Genomic DNA, 25,042 nt, shown 5'->3' on the forward strand with positions numbered 1-25,042 from the left:
CCTTCCAATGCCCTACCCGTGCGCGCGGCGGGCCGTCCCGGTGGTCCATCCAGATCGGCACGCTGGAATGGGTGCCTTAGAACTCGATGCACCAGCGAGCGCCGTAGGACTGTTCGACCATTCCCCAGTCGGGCAGCTGCCACATGCGCGGCGCGTGACTGCAGGCCGGTACAGCAGTGTGTGCCTCGGCTGCCCCAGTCAGGTGAGCGAGGCCGCGGTCGCGACCACGTCGCGCTGGCGGTACTGATGTACTTCGCCGCCGAGGTCGACCGTCGCAGTCAGTGCGGGCTCCCCCGCCCATCCGCCGACCTCGAGGTCGAATGCGCCCGGCTCACAGACGAAGCGGAAGTCCTCGTCGAAGAACGCCAGCCGGGATGGGTGCAGCGCGAATGTGACCGTGCGCGACTGGCCGGCCTGCAGCGGGACCCGTGTGAAGCCGACCAGCTGGCGTTCGGGCCGGGCAACCGAGGCGACCTCGTCGCGGGCGTACAGCTGCACCACCTCGGTGCCGGTCCGCTCGCCGGTGTTGGTGACGGTGACCGCGAGCATCGTGGTCTCCGTCGTGGAACCTGCGGTCAGGTGCAGCCCGGAGTACTCGAACGTGGTTGTTGAGAGCCCGAACCCGAACGGGTGCAACGGTGCACAGGGAGTGTCCGTGTAGTCACCCCAGAACTGGCTGCGCCCGCCACCGGCACGGGGCGCGTGGTGCACCGGTACCTGGCCCACCGAGTGCGGAAGGCTGATCGGCAGCCGGCCCGACGGAGCGGTCTCGCCCAGCAGGATCCGGGCGAGCGCCGTGCCGGACTCGATGCCCGGCAGCCATGCGAGAACGGTCGCCCCACTCAGCTGCTCCACCTCGCCCAGCGTGTGTACCCGGCCGGAACAGATCACCGCCACCGTCGGAGTCCCGGTCGCAGCCACCCGCTCGAGCAACTCGATCTGGCGTCCGGTGAGGGCCAGGTCGGCCGCATCGCGTGCCTCGCCGACTGTTGCAGAGGGGGTCAACCCGGAGCGTCCGCCGAGGCATACCACTGCGACCTCGCATGCCTCGGCGAGGGCGACGGCCTCATCGAGCATCGCATCGTCGTCGTCGATGGCCGACACCCCACACCCCCTGGCGTGTCGCACATCGACCGAATCGCCGAACCCCTCGCGCAGCCCGGCCAGGGGAGTCACGATGTCGGGCATGTACGGCCCCGGTGCGAACGCGCCGCCCGAAGCCGGCAACAGGTCCACTCCGGCGGCGTCCTCGCCGTAGATGATCTCGAGGTGTGCGGGGTAGTGGTAGTCGCCCTCCATCAGGCGGGGATCGTCAGCGGCCGGGCCGAGCACGGCCACCGAACCGGTCGACGCTGCATCGATGGGCAACAGGTCGTCGCGGTTGTCGAGCAGCACGATCGACTCCAGCGCAGCGCGCAGGGCCAGGCCCCGGCCCAAGTCCGTGCCGAAACAGGCGCCGGCGACCTCCTCGTCGACGAACGGTTCCTCGAACAGGCCGAGCTCCTCCTTGTGGCGAAGCACCCGACGCACTGCTCGATCGACGGCATCCAGCGGCACCACGCCGGCCTCCACCAGCGGTCCGAGGTTGGCCGGGGAGAAGCAGTCAAGCGCCGGGAGTTCCTGGTCCATGCCGGCGAGCAGCGCCTTCGCCGCTGCCACTCCCTTCGTCGGGGCGACCCGGTGGTAGGTGCGCAGCAGGTCGACTGCGAAGTAGTCGGCCACGACCGTGCCTTCGAAGCCGAGCTCGTCGCGCAACAGCTCGGTGAGCAGGGCGCGGCTGCCGGCGGGAGGCAGGCCGTCGACCGACGCGTAGGAGTTCATGACCGACTGGAGTCCGCCGTCGCGGATCGCCGCGGCGAACGGTTCGGCGTGCACTTCGCGCAGTTCACGTGACCCAACGTTGACCGGACCGTGGTTGAGCCCGCCGTCGCTCGCCGCGTAGCCGAGGAAGTGCTTGCCTGTGGCCACGACACCCGCTCCGAGGCCTTCGGGGCCGGTGTTCTGAAGGCCTCGCACATATGCGGAGCCAAGCGACCCGCAGAGCACGGGGTCTTCGCCATAGGTCTCCTCCACCCGTCCCCAGCGGGGGTCGCGTGCCACGTCGAGCACCGGCGACAAGGCGTGGCGGGCCCCGACCGACAGCATCTCGGCGCGGATGTGGTCACCGATGCGCTCGAGGAGGTCCATGTCGAAGGTGGCCCCGAGTCCGATCGCCTGCGGGAACTGGATCGCGTCGCGGGCACAGAACCCGGCGACGGCCTCCTCGTGGATTACCGCCGGAATGCCGAGGCGGGTGTTGTGCACCAGCCAGTGCTGGATCTGGTTGGCGAACCGTGCGAGTCCGCCAGGCTGAAGCCCCGTGGAAGCTGCGATGCGTGTGACCTGTCCGGTGCCGTCGGCCATCAAGCCCGCCGCGGCCCGCGCCGAGAAGTCCGCTGCCTCTCCGCCGCCCTCCACGAGCTGGGTCGACCAGACGCAACCGAGTTGCGCCAGTTTCTCCGGGAGGGTCATCTCGGCGATGAGCGTCTCCACCCTCTTCGTGCTGCCTTCTGGTACGGGGATCTCACCATCGCGTGGGGCCATGTGCCTCAGCATGGCCGATGCTCGGGTGTCGCGTCGTCGGGGTCCGGCCCAGTCGATCAGTCGGCGGTCACCCGGGGCATCTCGCGGCTGTCGCCGATGACGACGTAGGTGAGCGCCGCCAACACGATGGCGATGCCGACCAGCTGTGTCCATGTGACGCTCTGGTCCAGAAACACCCAGGCGCCGAGTGTCGAGATCACCGGCATGGTGAGCGTGGCCAGCGAAGTGAGCATGAGGGTCGTGTGGCCGTGCGCCCAGTTCATGACGATGTGTCCGGTGCCCGGCACGGCCAGCACGCACACGACCAGCGCCGCGTTGCGCCAGTTCATCTGTGCGTCACTGCTCCACAGCACCCCCGACGGGACTGCGATGACAGTGATGGTCACGAAGGCCACGATGTTCATCACCGCCATGTAGTCCATCGTCGGCATCTTCTCGCGGGCCTTCTTCGAGCCGATGAAGTACGCCGACCAGGCGAACAGCGCCGCCACGGCCATCACGTTTCCGAAGGTGCTGGTGACGCCGGAGTCCTCGGCACCGAAGGCCACCAGGGCGACTGCGGGCACCGCAACCACGGTCCCGATGATGTGCCGGGCCCGGATTCTCTCGCCGAACGCGGCAGCGGCAACGCCGGCGATCACCACCGGTTGCAGCGCGCTCAGCGTCACCGCAATCGAAACGGAGGTGTTCTGCACCGCCAGGAAGAAGGTGGCGATGTCCAGCCCGAAGGCCACGCCCCCGAACCAGCCCCACCGAAAACGGTCGACGCTGAGGCGTCCACCGCGGAAGTACAGCCAGGCCGTGTAGACCGCGGCACCGAGGCCGAGGCGGTACACGCCGAGCGCCAGGCCGTTCATCGGGATCCACGCGATCAGCACGTTTCCGAATCCCCAGAGCGCAACGGCTCCGAAAGCCGCAGCCGACCCGGCTGCGGTGGGGTGGTGAGGGGCGGGTGCCGTTGGAGCCGTTGGACCCGCTCCGGTGGTTCCCTCGTCGGCACTGGCCATCGGGCCACGCTATCGGTGACCGCCAGCCGCGGCGCGCGGGCATTCGCGGCGGGGCTACCGTCCGTGCATGGCTGACGTCACCATCTGGCACAACCCGAATTGTTCGACTTCCAAGTTCGCCGTGGCGCGGGCCGAGGAGGCGGGCGTCGACTTCGACGTACGCAAGTACATGCTCAAGTCGCAGCGCCCGGAGCGCTCCGAGATCGTGGAGCTGCTCGACGCGTTGGAGGATCCCGCCACCGACCTCGTGCGCCGCGACGCGAAGTTCAAGTCCTACGAACTCGGCGACGCAGACGTGCAGACCCCCGAGCAGGTCGCCGACGTGCTCGGCGAACACCCCGAACTGCTCCAGCGGCCGGTGCTGGTCAAGGGCGGCAAGGCAATCATCGGGCGCCCGAAGGACCGGGTGGACCCGTTCCTGGCCGGCTGACACCATCGGGCCCCCATGGTCCGACCCGCAGGCACGAGTGTTGCCTCCCGAATCAGGCTGCCCGACCGCTTCCGGCCGAGCCGGCACGTGCCCCACTTCTCGTGGAGCGCCTCGTCGCGCTGGGAGGTGCGCGCCAGGACTGTCGCGGTGCTACTCGTCGGCCTGTGGGTGTTCGGAACCGGTGATGCCCTGCTTCTGCGGGCCGGGATCGGCAACACGCCCTGGACGGTGCTGGCGGAGGGCCTCGGCGAGCGCACAGGCCTGAGCGTCGGCGTGCTCACGATCCTCATCGGAGCTGCCGTGCTCCTGGCATGGATTCCGCTGACTGAACGCCCGGGGCTCGGCACGGTCGCGAACATCGTGGTGATCGGCATTGCGATAGACGTGATGGCGGCAGTCGTGCCCACGCCTGACCGGTTCCCGGCGCAGCTCGCGCAGGCGGTCCTCGGCGTGCTGATGGTCGGTGTAGGTGGGGCGCTGTATCTGTCCGCCCAACTCGGTCCCGGTCCGCGTGACGGCTGGATGACCGGCCTCGGCCAACGGTTCGACTGGCCGATCTCGTGGGTGCGGCTCGGGATCGAAGTCACCGTGCTCGTAGCCGGTGTGGCCCTCGGCGGGACATTCGGGCTCGGCACGGTGCTGTTCGCGCTGTTCATCGGCCACAGCCTCGCCTGGTCGCTCGCGGCGCTCCGGCCACTGGGCGCCAAGGCACCCTGAGGGTTCGTCGCGCCGGCGTGCAGGCTCAGCCGAAGACAGCGGCCACGAGCGTGTCGGCGCGCTCGTCACCGATGCGCTTCGCCGTGGCAGCATCGTCGCCGTCCGCCGAGAACACCCGCAGCAGGAATCCGGTGATCAGCTGGCCGACGAGTAGTTCGGCAACGGCGGCGGGTGGCTGGGCCTCTGGCACGAGTTCGGTGACCCAGTCCTCCGAAGCCGAGCGCACCAGTGTGAGCAGGTCACGACCGACCTGCATAACCGCTTCCTCGCGGCGGATTCCCTCGCCGATGAGGAGACTCCAGATCTCCTCCTCTTCGAGCGCACCGTCCCAGACCACGCCGAACAGGGCCCGGAGTCGGTCCTCGGGCGGGGCGTCGCGGTCGAGCTGCTCGATCGGATCCGACAGCCGGGAGCCGTAGCGACGTTCCTCGACCACGGCCGCGAGCAGTGCGTGCTTGGAGTCGAAGTAGTGGTAGATCGCCGCGACCTGCACGCCACATTCGGAGGCGAGCTGGCGCATCGACATGCCATCTGCCCCGCGCTCCGACATCAGCTTCAACGCCACATCGAGGATGTGGTCCCGCTGGTTGGGTCTCGTGTCTGTGGTGGCCATCGTGTGTCGCTTCCCGACGGACCCTAGGTGAGCCGCCCCGACGCCGGTTCGATGGGCGAAGGGGCAGGCCTAGGAACGTCCGGTCAGTGCGCCACCGGGCACTTGGTGAACTCGGCGGGCATCTCCTGTAGTGCCAGCACGAGTGACGAGTCGCCGCGGGGCACGTCGATGCCCTCCGGCACCTCGATGTCGGGCAGTCGCTTCAGCAGCTCCTGGAAGACTGTCTTGACCTCCATGCGGGCCAGGTTGGCGCCTAGGCAGTAGTGCTTGCCTATGCCGAACGCCAGGTGGTCTGACTGGCGGGTCAGGTCGAGCTCGTCAGGATGGGAGATGGCCTCGGGGTCGCGGTTGGCCGACGAATAGATCATCAACACGCGGTCGCCCTTCTTGAGGTCGGTGCCGCGGTAGGTGTGGTCCTCGGTGACGGTGCGGATGAAGGTGAGCACCGGGCTGACGAAGCGGATGATCTCGTCGACCGCCACGTCCATGAACTCGTCGTTGTCGAGGTTGTCGAGCAGCAGCTTCTTCTGCTCCGGGAACCGCGACAGGGCGAGCATGCCACCGGAGATCGCGTTGCGGGTGGTCTCGTTGCCGGCCACGAGCAGGATCACGAGGAATGAGATGAGGTCCTCGTCGTCCAGTGAGCCCTTGGCCTCCTGCATCTTTGCGTATTCCTCTTCATCCACACCCTGGATGGCGAGTTCGTGGGGCTCCCGCTCGAGGGCGCCTTCGTCGAAGGCCTGGGTGAGGGTGGTGATCAGGTCGTCCTTCTTCTCACCCGACTCGGCCATGGCCCTGCGCTCGGCGATGAGTTCTATGCACATCTCGGCGTACTCACCGAATGACTGAGCGGCTGCCTGGAGCACCGGGTCGTCGGCCTCCACGTGGCCGTCGCCGTCCATCATGGCGTCGCTCCAGCGGTACATCTTGAGGCGCTGTTCGGGGTCGAGGCCCATCATCTCGCAGATGATGATCAGGGGAACGTGGATCGCGAAGTCCTCGACGAAGTCGATCTCACCCTTGTCGGCGATGGCGTCGATCGTCTGGTTGGTCAGGTCACGGACGTGCGGAATGAGCGCCCGTACCTGGCGGGGCGTGAAGCCCTGGTTGATGAGGCGGCGCTGGCGGAGGTGCTCGTCGCCGTCAAGAGTGATGAGTGACATCTCGCCGGCGATCTTGGGTCGTACGCCTTCGCCGGAGCAGTACAGCTCGTGGTTGCGCGAGATGTGGAACACGTCCTCGTAGCGCGGGGCGATGTAGAGGTCGTTGGCCTCGTCGTAGTGCAGGTGGTCGAGGCTGCGCAGCCAGGCGTACATCTCGTAGGGATCGTCGTAGGCCTTGGCGTCGGTGAAGTCGACCTCCGCGAAGTCGACTCCGTTGTTGGTCCCGTTGTTGGTCATCTCTTCATGCCCCCGTCGGATGATGAGTCGGTTGATTGGCTTGGGTATCGAGTTGCACAACTGTAAGACCTGACTGAACGTTCGTTCAAGGTCTGACTGAACGTTCGTTCAGTGGGAGTCGCGCTACCGTGGGCGTCCATCCAGTTGGTCAACAGCAAGGCGGGCGCGGCATCGCCCGCCGCAGGGGGAAGCATGAAACTCGACGAGATCGACCTGCTCGACCTCGACCGCTTCGTACGCGGCGAGCATCACGAGATGTTCAGGGTCCTGCGTGAAGAGGCTCCCGTGCACTGGCACGACGAACCCGATGGCACGGGTTTCTGGAGCATCACCAAGCTCCATGACCTCCAGGAGGTCAACCGCGACGTCGATACCTTCTCCTCGGAGATCGGCGGCACCCAGCGGATCGACGTCGACGAGGTGGGGACGGCGTTCGACACCCGCGGCCAGATGCTGGTCGACACCGACCCGCCCAGGCACACCCGCTACCGCCGCATAGTCAACAAGGGCTTCACCCCGCGCATGATCGGCCTGCTCGAGGACCATCTCCGGTACCGCGCGGAGCTGATCGTCGACGACGTCATCGAGAACGGCAACTGCGACTTCGTCGCCGACCTGGCTGCCGAGCTCCCCCTGCAGGCGATCGCGGAGCTGATGGGGGTGCCCCAGGAAGACCGGCACCTGATCTTCGAGTGGTCCAACACGATGATCGGCTCCCAGGACCCCGACTTCGCGGAGGACGAGGAGGCACCGCATGAGGCCGCAATGGCGCTCTACGCATACTCCAACGCCCTCGCTGCGGAGCGCCGCGAGTCCCCGCGAGACGACATCGTCACCAAGCTCCTGAACGCCGACATCGACGGTGAGGCGCTGACGGAGCTCGAGTTCGACATGTTCATGATGTTGCTGTCGGTCGCGGGCAACGAGACGACCCGAACAGCAACCGCGATCGGCATGAACGCCTTGTTCGACCACCCCGAGCAGATGGCCAGGCTCCAGGCCAACCTGGATGACGACGACTACATGCTGCGCGCCACCGACGAGATCCTCCGCTGGTCCACCCCGGTGCTGCACTTCCGCCGCACCGCCGCGGCCGACACCGAGGTGCGCGGCCAGAAGATCGCCAAGGGCGACAAGGTGCTCATCTGGCACGTGTCAGCCAACCGGGACGAGGAGGCGTTCGATGACCCGTTCACCTTCGACATCGAACGGGCCGACAACGAACACGTCGCCTTCGGCGGTGGCGGCGCCCATTTCTGTCTGGGCGCCAACCTGGCTCGTGTCGAGCTGCGGATCATCTTCCGCGAAGTGCTCTCACGGATTCCCGACCTCGCCAAGACAGCGGAGCCCAAGATCCTTCGGTCCAACTTCGTGACCGGCATCAAGACACTGCCGGTCGAATTCTCCACCGGCGCCCGCAAGCACCCGGTGGGGGCTTCGGCGGGCGGCTGAGCGCCTGGACGGTCAGAGGGCGTCGATCACGTCACGGTCCGCGATCGTGAACGCGACCATCCGCTCGAAGTAGGGCGCCGGGTCTTCGGTGCCCGACCACTCCAGGGCCCGCATCTGCTCGTGTGAGCGGCGGCCGACCGCCACGCGCAGAGCGGTGTATCCGTCGATCGTGAGGGCGACCGGCGCTTCCGCCCCATCGGGTGCGAACTCCTCACCGTCACACACGACCCGCAGCGCGGGCATGTCGCGCTTGGCCACCGATGCGACCCATCCGCCGACCACGAGCGGACTCGCCCAGGGCACGACCTCGGAGTCGACCCCACCGGGGATCCCGACGGCGCCGCGAATGTCCTGCTCATGGGTCCACTCGTCGATGAAGAGCCGCGGATCCATGGCGTCGCCGACCGATTCGATGAGGGAGTCCATGGCCGGCCCGTGCGACTCGAACTCATCCACGATCTCGGCGAGGGTCATGTCGCGGCGCGCATCCACCTGTGCCGCGGTCCAGGGATCGGTGGCAACGCCTTCCAGGTTGCCCGAGGTGATGTCGGCTGCCGCCCCCGCCAGGTGCGAGAAGTTGTCCTTCACGGACCACTGCGGGGTGGCGGGCACGACGATGCGGCCCTGCTCCTCGCTGAGGCTGCGACCGAGGGCGACGGTGCGCTCCCTCGTGTCGCGGTACATGCCCACTCCGTTCACGGTTGCTCCATTCAGCGCCGGCGTATCCCGGCTGGGTGCCGAGATCCTAGGGGCACGTTGTGCCAGTGGCGCTCGCATAGGGTGACGGCCGGGAGCAGAGCCCATGGGGGGTGCGGTGGCAGACACCGCGGAGACAGTCCGAGAGCCGGGAGCCGAGCCGAAGCCTGCACGCCTTTCTCCGCGGGTGCGCGACCACTTCGCCGGTGGGAATGCCGCGTCGCCCAGCCACTCATCCTCCTTTCCCGAGTGACCTTGCGTCGATGCGACGCAGCTCTCCTCGGGAAAGGAGGATGAGGCACTCAGCACATGGGGCAGCCCGCGTCGAAGTGAAACGCGTTCCAGTTTTCGGATACGGTGCGCGCCATGCGTACCGAGATCTGTGACCAGCTGGGAATCGAGTTCCCGATCTTCGCCTTCACCCACTGCCGCGACGTCGTCGCAGCTGTGTCCAACGCCGGGGGGCTCGGCGTGCTCGGGGCCGTGGGCTTCAGCCCCGAGCAGCTCGCCACCGAGCTCGAGTGGCTCGATGAGCACTGCCACAAGCCATACGGGGTCGACGTTGTCATCCCGGGCAAGTACGAGGGTATGGGCGAACTCGATCCGGTGAAGCTGGAGCAGGACCTCCAGGAGATGATCCCCGAGGAGCACCGGGCGTTCGCCAAGAAGATCCTGTCGGACCACGGCGTGCCCGACATGCCCGACGACGAAGTGGCCCCGGCGCTCATCGGCTGGACAGAGGCCACCGCCACGCCGCTCGTGCAGGAAGCGCTGCGCCACGACAAGGTCAAGCTGATCGCCAACGCCCTCGGCACCCCGCCGCCCGAGATCATCAAGGAGATCCACGACGCCGGTCGCCTGGTGGCCGCGCTGTGCGGATCCGCTTCGCAGGCCGGCCGGCACAAGAACGCCGGGGTCGACATCATCATCGCCCAGGGTGGCGAAGGCGGAGGCCACACCGGCGACGTCGGGTCTGTCGTGCTCTGGCCCGAGGTCATCGACGCAGTCGCGCCGACCCCCGTGCTGGCCGCGGGCGGCATCGGCTCCGGTCGCCAGATGGCAGCCGCCATGGCGCTCGGCGCACAGGGTGTGTGGACCGGCTCGCTCTGGCTCACCGTCGAGGAGGCCGACGTGCCTCCGAAGCAGATGGACAGCTACCTCGACGCCACTTCGCGCGACACGGTTCGCAGCCGCAGCTTCACCGGCAAGCCGTGCCGCATGCTCAAGAACGACTGGACGGAGGCCTGGGCCGACGAGGACACGCCCGACCCGCTCGGCATGCCGCTGCAATTCATGGTCACCGGTGAGGCTGTAGCCCGCGGCCACAAGTACCCCGAGCAGGCCGTGGACGTGAACTTCAACCCGGTAGGCCAGATCGTGGGTTCGATGAACAAGGTGCGCCGCGCGGGCGACGTCGTCATCGAGATGGCCGAGGAGTACCTGGAGTGCGTGGAGCGCCTGGAGCAGCTCAACGCCCGCGCCGTCTGATTGGAGCCTGTTCGGGTCGGGCCCGTTCGAGCGGCCCCGTCCGGTGTTGGGCCGCCTGATCAGGGCTTGCTGCACTATAAACTGATCCATCAATCAGTAGTGGACGGCCCGCCGCCCAGTCGATAGCGTTCGCCCATGAGGTTCGCGGTAATCGGCGCAGGGATGGCGGGAATCCTGAGCGCGATAAAGCTCACCGAGGCCGGCTTCGATGAAGTGACGGTCTATGAGAAGCGCGAGCGGCTGGGTGGCACCTGGAACGACAACACCTACCCGGGTCTCGCATGCGACGTGCCCTCGCACCTGTACAGCTACAGCTTCGCCCCCAACCCGGAATGGAGCCACCACTACTCACCCGGCGAGGAGATCCGCGGGTACTTCGAGAAGGTGGCGGGCGACCACGACATCGAACGCATGATCCGCTACGGCGACGAGGTTGTCCGCGCCGAGTACGACGACGGCCGTTGGCACATCGAGACGGCATCGGGGCACACCGACACCGTGGATGTGGTGATCGCCGCCACCGGGGTGCTGCACCACCCGCGCTACCCCGACATCGAGGGCCTCGACACCTTCGCCGGCGACCGGTTCCATTCAGCGAGGTGGGATCACGACGTCGACCTGACCGGCAAGAGGGTGGGCGTGATCGGCACCGGGTCGACTGCCGTGCAGATCGTGAGCGCACTCGTCGACGAGGTCGCGCACCTCGACATGTACCAGCGCACCGCGCAGTGGATCCTGTCGCTGGAGAATCCCGAGTACGGCGAGGAGGAGAAACAGGCATTCCGCGACGACCCGGAATCGATGCACAAGCTTCACGAGGAGTTGTCCGACATGTTCGGCAACTTCGCCAACGCGGTCATCGACGCAGACTCAGCACACATCAAGCTGATAGCGGCGATGTGCCTGGAGAACCTCGAGGACAACGTCCACGACGATGAGCTGCGCGAACGCCTGCGGCCCGACTACCGCGCGGGCTGCAAGAGGCTCGTGGTGTCGCCCACGTTCTACGGCGCCATCCAGAAGCCGAATGTCGACCTCGTGACGTCCGGCATCGAACGGGCCGAACCAGAGGGCATCCGCACCGAAGACGGCGAGCTTCACGAGCTCGACGTGCTGGTGCTGGCCACCGGGTTCCATGTCGACGCCTTCATGCGTCCGATGGTGGTGACCGGGCGCAACGGCGTGAAGCTCGACGAGGTATGGGCCGACCGGCCGCTCGCCTACATGTCGATCTCGATCCCGGAGTTCCCCAACCTGTTCATGCTCAACGGGCCCAACGGCCCCGTTGGCAACTTCTCGCTGATCGAGGTGTCGGAGTACCAGTTCGCCTACATCGAGCAGCTGATCGAGTGCCTCACCGAGGGCGGTGCGAAGGAGGTCTGCGCCACCCGCGAGGCCACCGATGCGTTCGAGGCGGAGCGAGTCGAGGCCGCGCAGGACACGATCTGGGTGACCGGCTGCAACAGCTGGTACCTGGATGACCGAGGCGTGCCGGCAGCGTGGCCATGGCCGTTCCAGCACTTCCGCGACATCATGCAGACCCCGGATATGAGTGCTTACGAGTTGCGCTGACCCTCTGTCGGTCAGCCGGCCGGTTCCAGGCCCTGGGCGACGCGGGCGGTGAAGCGAAGCTGTTTCGCCCTCGGCAGCGGGTGGAACATGCAGGTCTGCAGATCACGGAACAGCTTCTCGAGCCCGGCGGAGCGGGTGTAGCCGAAACCACCACTCGACTCCACGGCGAGCTTCACGGTCGCCATGAATGACTCCGCCGCAACCGTCTTGCGCGACAGGCGGCTGCGCCAACTCGAAGCGGCCGGTGCAGGAGAACCCGCCGGGCCAGCTCGCGGGCCGGGTCTGAGGGCCGCAGGCCACCCGCTGTCAGGTCGCTTCGATCTGAACCGATAGTTCGGTCGGCACCGGATCAAGCGGTTCCACGAGCAGTCGACGGCCGTCGGGGCTGCGTGTGAATGACCCGCCTTCGACGACGATGCCGTCGTCGCCCGGGTCCAGGCGGGCAGGGATCCAGATCTCTGTGGGCGCCGACACCGCCGGGTCCGCAGTGAAGTGAAGCTCGAACGAGGTCGCACCGGTCGGGGCCATGGGGTCGCTGTGCAGCGACACGGGAGTGCCGGCCACGGTACGCGGGTAGATCCTCTCCAGAGCCAACGCGGTCGAGCGCAGGCTCAGCGTTCCTGTGTCGTGGGGCACGAGCGCCTCGTCGGGCTCGCCGGTTGGGTCGTCGAGGCGCTTCCAGTTCCACCAGGTCCATCCGACCAGGTGCTGGTCGGCCAGCTCCGCGTGCAGCGCGGCATCTGCAACGAGGGCGGTGGCACCGAACTCGGTCATCAGCCATCCGCCACCGACGCGCGCACGGTCGCGTGCCGCGAGGTCCAAGCGGTGTGAGGACCATGCTCCACACAGTTCGGGCGAGTGGAGCCCGTCGACCCGGAACACGCCGTAGAGCGTCAAGGGGCAGTACACGTGGAAGCTCTCGGCCACGTTGGTGTCGCCCAGAGGACCGATGCGCGAACCGCGGCCGAGGTGCGTTGCCAGATCGGGTTCCCAGAACACGACCCCATCGGTGTCGATCTCCCGGATGGCGACTGCGAGGCGTTCGTAGACCGGCTGCATCCGCTGGTGGTCCACTCCCTCGCTGAGGAAGTCGGATCCCGGCCATGGTTCGTTGAGCAGGTCATAGCCGAGCACGTTGGGGCGATCGGCCACTGCCGCGACAACTGACTGCCACGCGGCCACATACCTGTCGACCAGCCCGTGCTCGTTGGCCCAGAAGGCGTCCCACGCGTGCCAGAGCGATGGCTGGGCCACGTTGAAGCTCCAGTCACCCAGCCCGGTCGCGATCGGGATGCCGCCGTCGTCGACTGCCCAGTCGGGAAACCCCTCACCGCCCCAGCGCTCGTTCATCACATCCTGGTGGCTGTCGAGCAGCACCAGGATGCCGTGGTCGCCGAGCAGGTCGACCAGTTCCACCAGCCTTGCGACGTACGTCGCGTCGATGATGCCCCGCTCGGGCTCGAGTCCTGCCCAGATGAACCCGAGGCGGACGATGTTGAAGCCCAGGTCACGGATCAGCGAGGCATCGGCGGGCCCGAACTCATCGGGTGACGGCAGGTAGGGAGGGCGCTTGTCGACGAGGTTGACGCCGTGGAGCAGCACGAATCGGCCGTGTGCGTCGCGGAAGGCCCCGTCGGCATCCACCGTCACGGCGCCATCCGTCGGGACCGTTTGTGACGACGGCGGCAACGGCGCCTGCTCGGCCTGGTCTACGGGCGCGCAGGCCGCGCAGGCCAACGCGGCCGCGAACAGTGCGTTGGTCAGCCAGCGCAGGAGAGCGGCCGCTGGCCGCATCTCATCCCGCCGACCAGATCGACATGGCGCGTTCCGAGATGGCAGCGGCGGTGAGCGACGTGTTGACGGCAATGGGGCTGCTGTAGGTGGAGGCATCGACGACGTGCAGGCCCTCATGGACCCCACCGTCGCTCCTGAATACCCTGCACCGGTCATCCACCACGCCGATGTCCGCACTGTCGGCCATGCGGCATGTGCCCTGCGGGTGGATGGTGAGTCCGTCGTTGCGAATCTCGTCCCACGAGGGAAGCCGCTGCCCACCGATCGAGGCCGCCATGTGGTCGGCGGCGGCCTTGCCCGAGGAGAACAGCTTGCGGGTCTGCGGCGAGAGGTCGAAGTGAACGTCGACCTTGCCGTTGCGGTCGGCACTCACCCGGCCGTCCATTCCGTCGACTCCCATGATTCCCAGATGGATCAGCCTGGTGCCCCACTTCTGCATCAAGTGCTTCTGGCCGAGTCCGAAAGTGCGCATGTCGCCCTCGCCGATCTGCCCGTCGGGGTCGGCCACTATCAGCGACGAGATGACCGGAAGGATCATCATCGGCTCGATGATGAACGGCGCCCAGTCGTCGCCCATCCCGGGCGGAGGGGTGAAGAGGTGCTCGAAGGAGGCCGAGCCGATGATCTTGCCGGGCATCATGTCCATGTCGTCGAAGCCGAAGTCCTCGGGGACGACCAGAGGGATCATCATGTCGCCGCCGCGGCTCAGGTTGAGCCCGGTCTGCGCCGAGATGCCACCGGGCAGGAGGTGTGCCGACGCCTGCAACAACGCGGCAGAGCCGACTGCACCGGCGCCGACGAATACGTCATCTGCCAATACGACTGTGGGGTCCCCGCTTGTCATGTCGAGGGTGGTGACCTTCCAGCGCCGCTGCCCGCCCGGGTCCGCCGGCTGGATCGAGGCCACCTTGGTTCCGAGGCGCATCTCGGCGCCCAGGTCCTCGGCCGGCTGCATGTAGCGGACGTCGACGGAGGTCTTGGCGCCCTTGGTGCAGCCTGTGGTGCACCAGCCGAGGTTCTCACAGGACTCGTTGACAGCGACCGGAACGGGGTCGCAGCTCATTGCCGAGGCCCGGCACACCTCCGCGAACATCGCGTCGCGCCGTGAGGCCAGCTTCCAGTCGTCGTCGGGTCGGTTGCCGGTCCACTGCACCTGGGTGATGCCCAGTTGGGCCTCGGCCCGCTCGTAGAAGGGGTCGAGCGCGGCTCGGTCGACGGCACCGGGCCACGCCGGGTCGTCGAAGACGAAGCTCGGGGCCCGCAGCGACACCATCGAGTAGACGAGCGAACCGCCGCCGAGTCCCTTGCCGCCGATGACCACCGATGCGGCCAGGGTGGTCGGGTTGACCCCCGCATACAGGTCGAAGAGGTCCATGTAGTAGCCGAAGTCACCCTGCACCTGGCGGAACTCGTGGCTGTCGCCTCGTCCGTCCCACCGCTTGCCCTGTTCGAGTACCACCACCGAGGCGCCTGCCTCGGCGGCGCGCAGGGCGGCGGGCCCGCCGCCGAACGCCGAGCCGATGACGCAGACGTCGAACTCGTTGCTGCTCACGGGGTTACCACCAGTCCGTTGGGCGCTGTCTGCATTCTGGGATCCGGTGTGCCGAACGCCTGGTTGTAGGTGAACTCGTCAACGGAGTCGACCGGACCCGGGAATCCGATGAGGGGCCCGCTAACGCGGTCGGCGCCGGTCCTCTCGGCCCAGAAGTCGCCGTAGAACGCCATCTTGGCGATCATCACGCCGCCGAAGTACTTCAGGTCGATGATTCCCTCGAAGAGGGTGGTCATGAGAAGCAGCTTGTACTGGCGACCGCGTTCGTCGAAGGTCGGCCCCAGGGGCAGGTCGCCGAAGCTGGGGCCCCCGTCCACCGGTAGGTGGAACCAGTCGGCCCAGAGGTCGAGATCAGCGGCCCACGCGCGCATGAATCCATCGGTGAGGAAGTCGGCAGGTGGGGGCAGGCTGCCCGAGAAATCGGAGAGCCACTCGTAGACACCGGCCTGGTTCGCTCCGGGTGACGGTGAACCGTCGGCCAGCAAGTCCTGGACCACCCCGTTGTGCGTGCCCGGCACCGCAGCGTCCCACAGGCCCCGCAGGGTGTGTTCCGCTGAGCGCATCGTCGGGTGGGGCGCGCAGGACACCGCTGTTGCCGTCACTGCTCCGGTGCTCCCCAGCACCACGACGGCCTGCATGAACCGTCGTCGATCAACCCTGGTCATAGTTCGCCAGCACCCCCACCAAGTCGAACTCGCGATCCCGCCGCGGTTCAGCCAGCCATACGCCATTTTGGGCCAACAGCAGGCGATCGTCCAGAGCCTTGCCGCTCAGAGCTGAGAGCGCATCGGCTCCGCAGTACTGGATGATCCACGCCCGCCTCGCCCCGTCGGTCATGTTGGGGCCGCTGCGGTGCATCACGAGCGAGGAGAACAGCAGCACGTCACCGGCTGACACGGGCACAGCCACGGCGCCTTCGTCGGACTCCACGTTGCCGACCCGGAAGGGTGAGCCGCCGGGGTCGTTCACGTGTGATCGGGTGCCGTTGCGGTGTGAGCCGGGGATCACATGGATGCATCCGTTTGACTCATCCGCGTCGTCGAAGGCCACCCAGCAGGTGAGGTACGCCTCGGGGACGAGCGGCGTGTAGCCGTTGTCCTGGTGCCATGGCAGCTCGGTGTGCGCGTGCGGGGGCTTGAAGACGGCCTGCTCCCAGTAGAGACGTGCGCCCGCGTCGTCGCCGACCAGTGGTAGCACCACCGGTGCCCAGCGCTCGTCGCAGGCCACCGCCTGCAACCCGGGTGACAGGAGGTGCATCATCGGGCGGTACTCGAGTTGGCCGTCGTCCTTCGCGCCGAGGTCGAGGCGGAAGTTGGTCTGTTCGATCTCGGCGACGATTCGGTCGCATTCGTCGCGGCTGAAGAACCCTTCGAGCACGGTGTACCCGTCGCGCTCGAACCGCTCCAGGTGCGGGGACGGCAGCGCTGGTGCGGTCATCGGTTCACCTCGCTCCAGGTCTGACCGCGCAGGTGCACGGCTCTTCCGACGATGTCGACCGGGGCCGACGCCGGATCGGCCGCCGCTGCGACTGCTCGCCTGCCGTCGGGCAGGTCGGCGATGACGGGGGCGGAGGTTGTGTTGCCGTCGCGGTCGGTGCCCTGCGTGGCGGCGACCACGATCCCGGGGGTGTCGATGTCCTCGCCCGGACCGACGATGGTGCGGGCGCTTTCATCGATGGCCTTCTGCTCGCCGGCCAGGTCGACCGCGGCATAGCCGCTCGCCGGTGGCGCGGAGGTGTACAGCCCGTAGCTGTGCTTGGTCACGTACCAGCCGAGCGCACCGATGAGGGCGTTGGATGCGCCTTCGCGCAACAGGCCCGCAGCGGTTGCGATGGCGTGCGTGGAGTAGTTGTTGCCCGGGCCTCCGAAGTAGGGGAGTCCCCCCGTGAGGGTCAGTTGCCGGTCGGTCGTGGCGGGGTGGATGCCGATGGCCTCGGCCGCCAGTTGCACAGCGGCGGGAAAGCAGGAGTAGAGGTCGAGCAACTCGATCTCGTCGATGGCCAGGCCTGCGGCGTCCATGACGCCACCGGCGGCTGCGGCGATTGCAGGCGAGGCGGCGATGTCGGGTCGTGCGGTGGGTTCCCACACGTCGACTGCGTCGGCGCCCGCGGCCACGAACACCGCCTGGTCGGCGAGTCCTGCTGCGCGGGCGGCTGCCAGCGAGCTGACGATGACCGCGGCGCCCTGATCCACGTTCAGGAACGCGCACATCTTCTTCGTGTAGGGCTCGGCAACCACCCTGTTGGCCTCGGTGACTTCGGCGATCGACGCGGCGTTGAGTGGCTCGGGGAACCACGCCCAGGGGTGCTTCGCCGCGACCTCGGTGAACGGCGCCATCAGGTCGCCGAGCGCCTTGCGGTGCTCGGCGCCGGTGCGGCCCTCGCGGTGGGCGACCGCCGAGTCGACCATGGCGTAGATGTGCGCGGGCACGAGCAGCCCGACTGACATCTCGGACTCACCGACACCGAGTCGGTCCTGGCCCAGCACTGGATCTGCTTCGTCGGCCTTGCCGCCGCTCGGTACCTTCTCACCGGTGCGGGCGGAACGCATCGCTTCGGCACCTGCGATGAGCGTGCCGCTGATCCGGCCGGCCGAGATGTCGACCGCGGCCCTGTTGACCAGGGCCTGCGGTGTGTTGCCACCGACGACCGTGGCTTCGCACGTGGCCCCGGCGATACCGAGCCTGGCCGCGAGGTCGGTGGCCGGTGCGGGGCCTACCCGCGAGAGCATGTTGACCACGCTCACGCGGTCGATTGCGCCCTCGATCCCGCCGGCGTCGTCAAGGGCGGCACCCGCAGCGCGCTCGGCGAGGTCGAGCGCAGACACGGTTGCGTCACGCTCGATCGACTGGCCTGCGCCGATCAGTACCGGAACCCTCGTTTCGTCAGTCATCGGTTCCCACCTTCCAGTCGTCGGGTTCGGTGCCGTCGGGTGGCCAGGGCATCAGCCCCTCGTCGAGGGGCACGTCGAAGGACTTCAGCAACGTGGAGACCATCCGCCACGTGCCGATGGTCGACACGAACTCGACGAGCACCGCAGGGTCGGAGCTGATGTGCGCGCGGCACTCCTCGAACACGGATTCGCTCACATGGCCGTGCTCCACCACGTCATCGACCGCCGCAAGCACCGCACGCTCGGTGGGTCCGAAGCGGTCACTGGCCCGCCAGTCGCGAACAGCGAGCACATCTTCGGGGTCGACCTCCAGCCAGTCGGTGGCGATGCCCCAGTGCTGGGTCCATTCGTAGACCGAGCCGGTGGACCAGCCGAGCCGCATGATGATCAGCTCGCGCAGCCGGGCATCGAACGAGGACCTCCACAGCAACCCCATGATCAGGTCGCGGAGCCACTTGGCGACATCGGGCTGGTTCATCAGCAGCCGGAACACGCTCAGCCGTGCGGTGGCATCCTCCAAGCCGACGTCGGCGCCGGCCGCGACGGACTCGTCGATTCCGAGCATCGGTATGCGCGGCTCGTCGCTCATGGCTTCACCACTCCGTGTATGGGCGGGGTCTCCTCCGACTCGCCGGCCATGGCGGCCAGCAGGTCGTGGGCACCGTCGAGGCCGACCACCCGGCGGGGCAGGTCGGCGAACGGGTACTTGTGGGAGGCGAGTAGTTCGAGTGCGGCTGTGTATGCGGTGGCGTCGACGCCGAGGGCACCCATCACCCTCAATTCCTTGTAGACCATCTCGTCGGGATGGAATCCCGGGGCCTCGGCGTCGAAACCACGGGTTCCCGCAACGACCACTCGTCCGCCGACCGCCGCCGTGCGGATTGCCTGGGCGAACGCGGTCGGTGCGTTCGCCGTCACGTCGACGACCACGTCGGCGCCGCCACCGGTGGAGTCGCGAAACGCCTCGGCCGGGTCCTGCCTGGCGACGTCGACCACCAGGTCAGCTCCGAAGTCCGTCGCGGCGGCGAGCCGGTCTGCGTCCCGCTCGCCGGAACCGGTCACCATGATGAACCCGGCTCCTGCCTCCCGGGCGGCCGCAGCCGCGGACAGCCCGCGGATCCCGGGGCCGAGTATTGCCACGTTCTCGCCGGCTGCGAGTGCCGGAACGGTCACCCCCCAGCGGATGCCGGCACCGATCGGGTTGAACAACGTCGCCACCACCGGGTCGAGTGAGTCGGGAACCGGCAGCAGCAGGGTGTCTGGTGCCAGGTACTGGTGGCTCGCGTAGCCGCCCCACAGGTGTGGCTCGCGCTTCACGTCGACGAACCCGTACATGTCGCCGATGCCGTGGTTGGCGCAGAGACGGTAGTTCCCGGCGAGGCAGGCGGGGCACTCGCCGCACCGTTGGAACACCTCGACCGCGACCCGGTCGCCGATCGACACGCCCCACTTCTGCGCGGCCGCGGCCCCGAGCTGTTCGATGATGCCTACCGACTCGTGGCCGGGGATGAAAGGCCTGCCTCCGTGCAGCTTGCCCGACCATTGCTCGTGGTCGGTGCCGCAGAGGCCGCACGCCTCAACCCGCAACACCCCCGTGTCGGCGCCGGTTGCGGGCAGGTGGAACTCGACCGCTTCCAGTCGTCGGGGTGCCTCGAGCACCAGGGCGCGGGCGAGTTCCGGCATCAGGCGAGGGCGCTGTTCTTCGCCAGGACTGCTTCGGCTTCGGACACGACGCTGCGCACCAGGTCGCCGGCGGACATGAGGTCGTCGATCGCGCCGACGACCTGGCCGGCCGGGTAGCACTCGCGCTCCGGGTCGACATCCGCGGTGTCCTCCCCGCCGCCCATGTGCAGGGCCCTTTCCATGATCGACGTGACCATCTGGTCGGGGAAAGGCTTGAGTTCCGAGGCCCGGTCCTTTTCCCACGCATCGGTGTATTCGCCCCGGATTACGCGCATGGTCTTGCCCGAGTAGGCGCGGCTGATCGTGGTCTGGTCCTCGCGGGCGCCGATGATGCGGTCCTTGAAGCCGGTGACCGCGTGCGCCTCATGGGTCGCGATGAAGCGTGTGCCCATCCACACTCCGTCGGCGCCGAGGGCGAGCGCTGCGGCGAGGCCGCGGCCGTCGAAGATGCCGCCTGCTGCTGCGACCGGAACCCGGTCACCAACTGCGTCGACGATCTGGGGCACCAGCGGCATGGTGGCGACCTTGCCGGTGTGTCCGCCTGCCTCGGTGCCCTGGGCGATCACGATGTCGCAACCGGCTTCGACCGCGCGCACCGCGTGTGAGACCTTGCCGCACATGTTGGCCACGAGCAGCTCCGATTCATGGCACATCGAGATGACCTCGGCCGGTACGCCGAGGGCGGCCACGAATACCTTGGCGCCACCGTCGATGATCGACTGCACCTGTGCTTCGAGGTCGCCGGGCATGGCGGTCAGCAGGTCGACTCCGAAGGGCTTGGCGGTCTCATCGCGGACCTTGTCGATCTCGCCGACCATTTCGTCGTGACTCATAGCGCCGGCACCTATGCACCCGAACCCGCCCGCTTCGGAGACTGCGGTGACGAGCCGGTGGTAGGAGACCCCACCCATTCCGGCGAGCATCACGGGGTGTTCGATCTCGAGGATGTCGGTCAGTCGTGTCTGCATGGAGTGACACTATGACTTACAAACTGATTCGTCAATCAGTAAGGGTGCGTGTGGGGTCGCTGGAGCCGGGGCCTGGCAGCGGCTCTGTCAGTTGCGAACACCGTCGAGTACCAGCGACACGACGAATCCCGCCAGCTGGTCTGCCGACATCGAGTCGTCCTCGGTGAGTCGGCGCACAGCGAACTGTCCGATCAGCGCCGCGATGGCGAAGGCGATGGTTGCCGGGTTGCCGGAGCCGATCAGATCGTCGGACTGCGCGTCGACCACCAACGCCTCGATGTCGCCCGCAAATCGCCCGTAGAGACCTCCGGCCGGGTCTCCGCCGGGGCCAGATCCGCGGACACGGAACATGAGGCGGACAGCCTGCGGGTCGGCGTCGAAGAACTCGAAAGTTCCTGCGATCGCCCGCCGGATCGCCTTTTCCACGTCGGGTGACGGATCGGCAGCGAGCGAATCGAGGATCGCCGAGCGCAGCGACATCTCGACCCACTCGAGCAGGGCGTCGTAGAGGGCGTCCTTGGAGTCGAAGTACCAGTAGACCGTGCCGTAGGAAAAGCCCGCTTCTTCGGCAACGTCGGAGATCTTCGTGTTGTGGAACCCGTTCTCCGCGAACGCGCGCTTGGCTGCGGCCAGGATCTCCTCGCGGCGGAGTGCCTTGTCCTCGTCGCTGCCGGCACGCTTGCGCTTCTTGGCGGCCATTGGTCCCCGAATCTGATTGACGGATCAGTCGGCATCATCGGCCATCACGCCCGGTCGGTCAATCACCTGCAGCTCGGCACCAGTGCGTGGTGTATGCCAGCGTGGGGGGATGAACAGATCATGGTGGCTCCGGTGCGTTGCAGTCATGTTCGCAGCGGTGCTGGTCGGCTCGGCCTGCAGCACCAACGGTGATGCCGACTCCAACGACGCGGGCTCCGGTGATGCGCCGGCGAGTGACTACCTGCCCGGCGACGATCTGGCGATCAACGAGATCCAGATGCTCGGGTCGCACAACAGCTACCACCTGCCCGCTGTGGACGAAGTTGCATCAGCGCTCAACGGGCTCGTGCCGGCGATCTGGGAGACGATCTCCTATGAGCACCGGCCAATTCCGGAGCAGCTGGAGGACTACGGCATCCGCCAGTTCGAGCTCGACGTGTTCGCGGACCCCGAAGGCGGCCGGTTCGCCAATCCCGGCGCATACCAGCTCCTCGGGCTGGATCCCCCCGACGTCGAAGCAATGAGCGAGCCGGGATTCAAGGTGGCCCACATCGCGGACATCGACACCAACACCACTTGCATCACATTCGTCGAGTGCCTCGGACAGATCGAGCAGTGGTCGAGTGCCAACCCGGACCACCTGCCCCTGATGGTCATGGTCGAGACAAAGGGCGACGACCTGCGTGCCGGCGGCAGCGACCTGGGGATCGACGTCGACACGCTGGGCGTGGAGTTCTCGCGCCCCGAGGAGATGACAGCCGAGTTGTTCGAGGACCTCGAGGCCGAAGTGCTCTCGGTGTTCGACCGCAGCGACATCATCACGCCTGACGACGTGCGAGGGGATTCGGCCACACTTGAGCAGGCCGTGCTCGACAACGGGTGGCCCAGCATCGGTGACAGCCGCGGCAAGGTGCTCCTGTCTCTGGTGGACACCGGCGAGTCGCGTGAGCTCTACGCCGCTGACGCTCCCAGCCTCGAAGGGAGGTTGTTCTTCACCTCGAGTGAGCCGGGGCGGCCCGACGCGGCGTTCCTGCGCATCGACAACTCGCTGGAAAACCAGCCGGCGCTCGACGATGCGGCCCGCGACGGCTACCTGATCCGCACCCGCACCGATGAGCCGGGAATCCACGCCGTCGGCAACGACGTCACGCTGCGCGACAGCGCGCTGGTTAGCGGGGGGCATTACCTGTCGACCGACTACTACGTGGCAGACCCGGTGACCGGGTTCGTCGTGGCCCTGCCCGGTGGCGTGGTGGCCAGGTGCAACCCGGTCACAGCACCCGAGTCGTGTGCGACCGTGGGCGAGGGCTGACCGGCACCGACGGGGTATCCGGAGCCCGCCCTACTTGACGACGTTCTCGCGGCAGCCGAGCAGAACCGGGTCCTCGGTCGGCGTGTCGAGCGCGGCCACACAGGTCGTGTGCTTGCCGGGCGCAACCGGGTGGGTGTCCAGGTAGTAGCCATTGACCGACTGGGTCACCCACATGTCGACCTTGTCGCCGTTCAGTGTCGCCACGAGCACCCTGGGCGCACCATCGGGGTCGGATGCCGTTCCCGCTACCAGCAGGTTCCGCCCGTCGTGAAGGCGGATGTCGGTCAGCGAACCGGTGGGTGGGGCGGTGTTCTGCGACGACCCCCCGGATGCCCCGGCGATTCTGAACCTGGTCGAGCGCAGGCCGAGCTTCGAGCGCAGCTGGGCGCCGGTGTAGGAGCGCTGGTTGCCGCCAGAGTCGGTGAAGGTCACCGAGACCTTGTCGAGTCTTCCCGAGCCGTCGGCGGGGCCCATGCTGATCGCAGTGACCGGTCCCATGCCCAGCTTCTGGCCGAGGACGGTGGCGGAGAAGCTCTTGCTCCAGCGGTGGTTCTTGTTGTTGCATCCCGAATCTGCGGGATCGGATCTCGCCCTCAGGTAGGGCAGAGCGGAGTACCAGACGTCCTCGCTGTTGGCTGTGAAGCCGCCCGAGGAACTCGAGTAGACCGCAAGGGCCAGGGTGCCCCCGTAGGTCAGGACCCTGCCGTTCGTGGCATCCACCGCGGACACCCAGGCCGATCCCATCGCTCCGTACTCCTTGTCGTGGCCGATGTAGTAGCCGTCGAGGAGGGCGTTGAGGTCGTAGTCGGCCGACCAACGGCCCGAGCGGGTCGCCTTGGTCTGGGCGATGGTGCGGCCCGCGACGGCCTGAGCCTTGAGGGCCTCGGAGGGCCAGGAACTGGGCATCTCACCGAGCCCGCGCAGGAAGGCGTTCGTGCTCAGCTCGATGATGATCGCCTGGAGGGTTCCCGCGGTGGGGCCGATGAAGAGCCTTCCACGGTTGAAGCGGTTTCCGGGTGGTGAGACCTTCAGCGGCGTGCCGGCCATGTCCGCGACCATGTAGGGGACCGTCTGGTTGATCGGCGAGCCGAGCAGGAGCGCCCCCGCTGAGTACGACACGGTGAGCGTGCTGTTGGCGGGCAGCGTCCATGTGCCGTTGATCGACGTGGTGCCGCCGGTGGTGAGTGTGAACGTCGAGGACTTGCGCAGCAGTACCCTCAGGTCCGTCGACTCGGCCACGGTGGAGACCGCCGCACCCTGGTAGTAGTGGGCGAGGATCTGGGTGTAGTCCGAGCCGCCCGCGGCCATGCCGCATGCCCCGTACTGGCTCATCCCGACGCCGTGGCCGTAGCCGCCACCGTCCAGCCGCCAGGATTGCTCCGCACCAGCGGGTGTCGAGGGCCCTGCCAGGAACAGCAACAAGGTGAGGACCGCTCCGGCGCCGATGGCGCGGGCGGTCGTATTGCGCGCGGTGACCATGCTCTCCGATCGGCTCATGAGCTCGCGAGCTTAAGGCTCCGCGACATCAAGTTGGAGGCGTCCAGTGCGCCGCGCTTTTGTCCCACGTTGGCGGGGCTCGGTGTGCGCCTTCGACTATGTGCCTGCTGTCACCGCTAGCCTGCGATCCATGACCCGCCAGTGCATGCGCCCAGGTTGTGACCGCCCGGTCGCCGCGTGCCTTACCTACGACACCGAGGCCACCGCCGTGTGGCTCGACAGTCCGCGCAACGACGGTGAGCCGGCACAGCACGTGTGCAGCGTTCACGCCACCACCCTCACCGCACCGCTCGGCTGGACGATCACCGATCGCCGACTGGTCGCGGTCGCGGCCAGCGGGGCTGGCGAGGCCGAGCAGGCCGCGCACGTCGAGGCCGAGTCGAGACCCGAGCCCGAGCGGGAGTCCGACCCCGATCCGGAGCCGAAAGCAGAGCCGTTGGTCGGGACTGCTGCGACCGTGCAACTGGAGCTGGAGACCGAACCCGGCCCGGCGACGGCGCCCGAGCCCGAACCCCCAACGCAGGCACCCGCCGCAGCGTCGCCGACCAAACGATCCAAGCCCAAGGGCAAGCTGCTCGACCGGGCCTTCGAGTGGACCGGACCACAGCACTCGGTGCTCACAACCGGTTCTCCGGAACACGCCGAGGAGCCAGAGGAGTAGCCAGCCGGGTGGCGGGCGGCAACGCCT

At 67.6% G+C, this 25,042-nt stretch carries 23 protein-coding genes; 7 read left to right on the top strand and 16 right to left on the bottom strand.

Features of this window, described 5'->3' with window-relative positions; all coding sequences use genetic code 11:
* Positions 1-198: 198 nt before the first annotated feature.
* Positions 199-2,583 carry a beta-glucosidase gene (locus tag GY812_13095; protein MCP4436415.1) on the bottom strand — a complete coding sequence of 795 codons (2,385 nt, stop codon included), beginning with the start codon at positions 2,581-2,583 and terminating at the stop codon, positions 199-201.
* Positions 2,584-2,639: 56 nt separating this feature from the next.
* Positions 2,640-3,590 carry a DMT family transporter gene (locus GY812_13100; GenBank protein MCP4436416.1) on the bottom strand — a complete coding sequence of 317 codons (951 nt, stop codon included), beginning with the start codon at positions 3,588-3,590 and terminating at the stop codon, positions 2,640-2,642.
* A gap of 67 nt (positions 3,591-3,657) precedes the next feature.
* On the opposite strand from GY812_13100, the gene GY812_13105 reads away from it, so the two are divergent.
* Positions 3,658-4,020 carry an arsenate reductase gene (locus GY812_13105; protein MCP4436417.1) on the top strand — a complete coding sequence of 121 codons (363 nt, stop codon included), beginning with the start codon at positions 3,658-3,660 and terminating at the stop codon, positions 4,018-4,020.
* A 15-nt stretch (positions 4,021-4,035) separates the two neighbouring features.
* A complete protein-coding gene (locus tag GY812_13110; protein ID MCP4436418.1) occupies positions 4,036-4,737 on the top strand; it encodes a hypothetical protein in 702 nt (233 codons plus the stop codon).
* A 25-nt stretch (positions 4,738-4,762) separates the two neighbouring features.
* Here the strand turns inward: GY812_13110 and GY812_13115 are convergent, their stop codons facing one another.
* Together GY812_13115 and GY812_13120 are read right to left on the bottom strand one after the other, a co-directional pair.
* Positions 4,763-5,350 (bottom strand): TetR/AcrR family transcriptional regulator, encoded by a 588-nt coding sequence (locus GY812_13115; protein MCP4436419.1) that lies wholly within the window; start codon positions 5,348-5,350, stop codon positions 4,763-4,765.
* A gap of 83 nt (positions 5,351-5,433) precedes the next feature.
* Positions 5,434-6,750 carry a cytochrome P450 gene (locus GY812_13120; protein MCP4436420.1) on the bottom strand — a complete coding sequence of 439 codons (1,317 nt, stop codon included), beginning with the start codon at positions 6,748-6,750 and terminating at the stop codon, positions 5,434-5,436.
* 192 nt (positions 6,751-6,942) lie between these two features.
* Here GY812_13120 and GY812_13125 point away from each other — a divergent pair, with 192 nt between their 5' ends.
* Positions 6,943-8,202 carry a cytochrome P450 gene (locus GY812_13125; GenBank protein MCP4436421.1) on the top strand — a complete coding sequence of 420 codons (1,260 nt, stop codon included), beginning with the start codon at positions 6,943-6,945 and terminating at the stop codon, positions 8,200-8,202.
* Positions 8,203-8,214: 12 nt separating this feature from the next.
* Here the strand turns inward: GY812_13125 and GY812_13130 are convergent, their stop codons facing one another.
* Positions 8,215-8,901, bottom strand: coding sequence for a hypothetical protein (locus GY812_13130; GenBank protein ID MCP4436422.1), 687 nt, complete (start codon positions 8,899-8,901; stop codon positions 8,215-8,217).
* A 363-nt stretch (positions 8,902-9,264) separates the two neighbouring features.
* Here GY812_13130 and GY812_13135 point away from each other — a divergent pair, with 363 nt between their 5' ends.
* Both GY812_13135 and GY812_13140 read left to right on the top strand, forming a co-directional pair.
* Entirely contained in the window at positions 9,265-10,386 is a 1,122-nt protein-coding gene (locus tag GY812_13135; protein ID MCP4436423.1) for a nitronate monooxygenase, read from the top strand.
* A 135-nt stretch (positions 10,387-10,521) separates the two neighbouring features.
* Complete coding sequence (locus tag GY812_13140; GenBank protein ID MCP4436424.1) at positions 10,522-11,958, top strand: NAD(P)/FAD-dependent oxidoreductase; 1,437 nt, start codon at positions 10,522-10,524, stop codon at positions 11,956-11,958.
* 11 nt (positions 11,959-11,969) lie between these two features.
* Here GY812_13140 and GY812_13145 read toward each other — a convergent pair whose 3' ends face one another.
* The 10 genes from GY812_13145 to GY812_13190 form a co-directional block, all read right to left on the bottom strand.
* Complete coding sequence (locus GY812_13145; protein MCP4436425.1) at positions 11,970-12,143, bottom strand: acyl-CoA/acyl-ACP dehydrogenase; 174 nt, start codon at positions 12,141-12,143, stop codon at positions 11,970-11,972.
* Between the two features lie 121 nt (positions 12,144-12,264).
* Positions 12,265-13,608 carry a glycoside hydrolase family 5 protein gene (locus GY812_13150; GenBank protein MCP4436426.1) on the bottom strand — a complete coding sequence of 448 codons (1,344 nt, stop codon included), beginning with the start codon at positions 13,606-13,608 and terminating at the stop codon, positions 12,265-12,267.
* A 145-nt stretch (positions 13,609-13,753) separates the two neighbouring features.
* Positions 13,754-15,304 carry a GMC family oxidoreductase gene (locus GY812_13155; protein MCP4436427.1) on the bottom strand — a complete coding sequence of 517 codons (1,551 nt, stop codon included), beginning with the start codon at positions 15,302-15,304 and terminating at the stop codon, positions 13,754-13,756.
* Positions 15,301-15,942, bottom strand: a complete 642-nt coding sequence (locus tag GY812_13160) for a hypothetical protein (GenBank protein MCP4436428.1) — start codon at positions 15,940-15,942, stop codon at positions 15,301-15,303. Before GY812_13160 ends, GY812_13155 begins: the two co-directional genes overlap by 4 nt.
* A 13-nt stretch (positions 15,943-15,955) precedes the next feature.
* A complete protein-coding gene (locus tag GY812_13165) occupies positions 15,956-16,741 on the bottom strand; it encodes a phytanoyl-CoA dioxygenase family protein (GenBank protein MCP4436429.1) in 786 nt (261 codons plus the stop codon).
* A complete protein-coding gene (locus tag GY812_13170; GenBank protein ID MCP4436430.1) occupies positions 16,738-18,195 on the bottom strand; it encodes an acetyl-CoA acetyltransferase in 1,458 nt (485 codons plus the stop codon). The genes GY812_13165 and GY812_13170 overlap by 4 nt, the downstream gene beginning before the upstream one ends.
* Entirely contained in the window at positions 18,188-18,784 is a 597-nt protein-coding gene (locus GY812_13175; GenBank protein ID MCP4436431.1) for a carboxymuconolactone decarboxylase family protein, read from the bottom strand. The genes GY812_13170 and GY812_13175 overlap by 8 nt, the downstream gene beginning before the upstream one ends.
* On the bottom strand, positions 18,781-19,878 hold the full coding sequence (locus GY812_13180; GenBank protein MCP4436432.1) for an alcohol dehydrogenase catalytic domain-containing protein: 1,098 nt from the start codon (positions 19,876-19,878) through the stop codon (positions 18,781-18,783). Before GY812_13180 ends, GY812_13175 begins: the two co-directional genes overlap by 4 nt.
* Positions 19,878-20,846, bottom strand: coding sequence for a nitronate monooxygenase (locus GY812_13185; GenBank protein ID MCP4436433.1), 969 nt, complete (start codon positions 20,844-20,846; stop codon positions 19,878-19,880). Before GY812_13185 ends, GY812_13180 begins: the two co-directional genes overlap by 1 nt.
* A gap of 87 nt (positions 20,847-20,933) precedes the next feature.
* Positions 20,934-21,545, bottom strand: coding sequence for a TetR/AcrR family transcriptional regulator (locus GY812_13190; protein MCP4436434.1), 612 nt, complete (start codon positions 21,543-21,545; stop codon positions 20,934-20,936).
* 109 nt (positions 21,546-21,654) lie between these two features.
* Between GY812_13190 and GY812_13195 the strand changes: the two genes are divergently transcribed.
* Positions 21,655-22,857 carry a hypothetical protein gene (locus tag GY812_13195; protein ID MCP4436435.1) on the top strand — a complete coding sequence of 401 codons (1,203 nt, stop codon included), beginning with the start codon at positions 21,655-21,657 and terminating at the stop codon, positions 22,855-22,857.
* 30 nt (positions 22,858-22,887) lie between these two features.
* Here GY812_13195 and GY812_13200 read toward each other — a convergent pair whose 3' ends face one another.
* Complete coding sequence (locus GY812_13200) at positions 22,888-24,354, bottom strand: SpoIID/LytB domain-containing protein (GenBank protein MCP4436436.1); 1,467 nt, start codon at positions 24,352-24,354, stop codon at positions 22,888-22,890.
* A gap of 130 nt (positions 24,355-24,484) precedes the next feature.
* On the opposite strand from GY812_13200, the gene GY812_13205 reads away from it, so the two are divergent.
* Positions 24,485-25,015 (top strand): DUF3499 family protein, encoded by a 531-nt coding sequence (locus tag GY812_13205; protein MCP4436437.1) that lies wholly within the window; start codon positions 24,485-24,487, stop codon positions 25,013-25,015.
* Positions 25,016-25,042: the final 27 nt, after the last annotated feature.

This window comes from Actinomycetes bacterium (genome assembly GCA_024222295.1).
Taxonomy (GTDB): Bacteria; Actinomycetota; Acidimicrobiia; order Acidimicrobiales; family Microtrichaceae; genus JAAEPF01.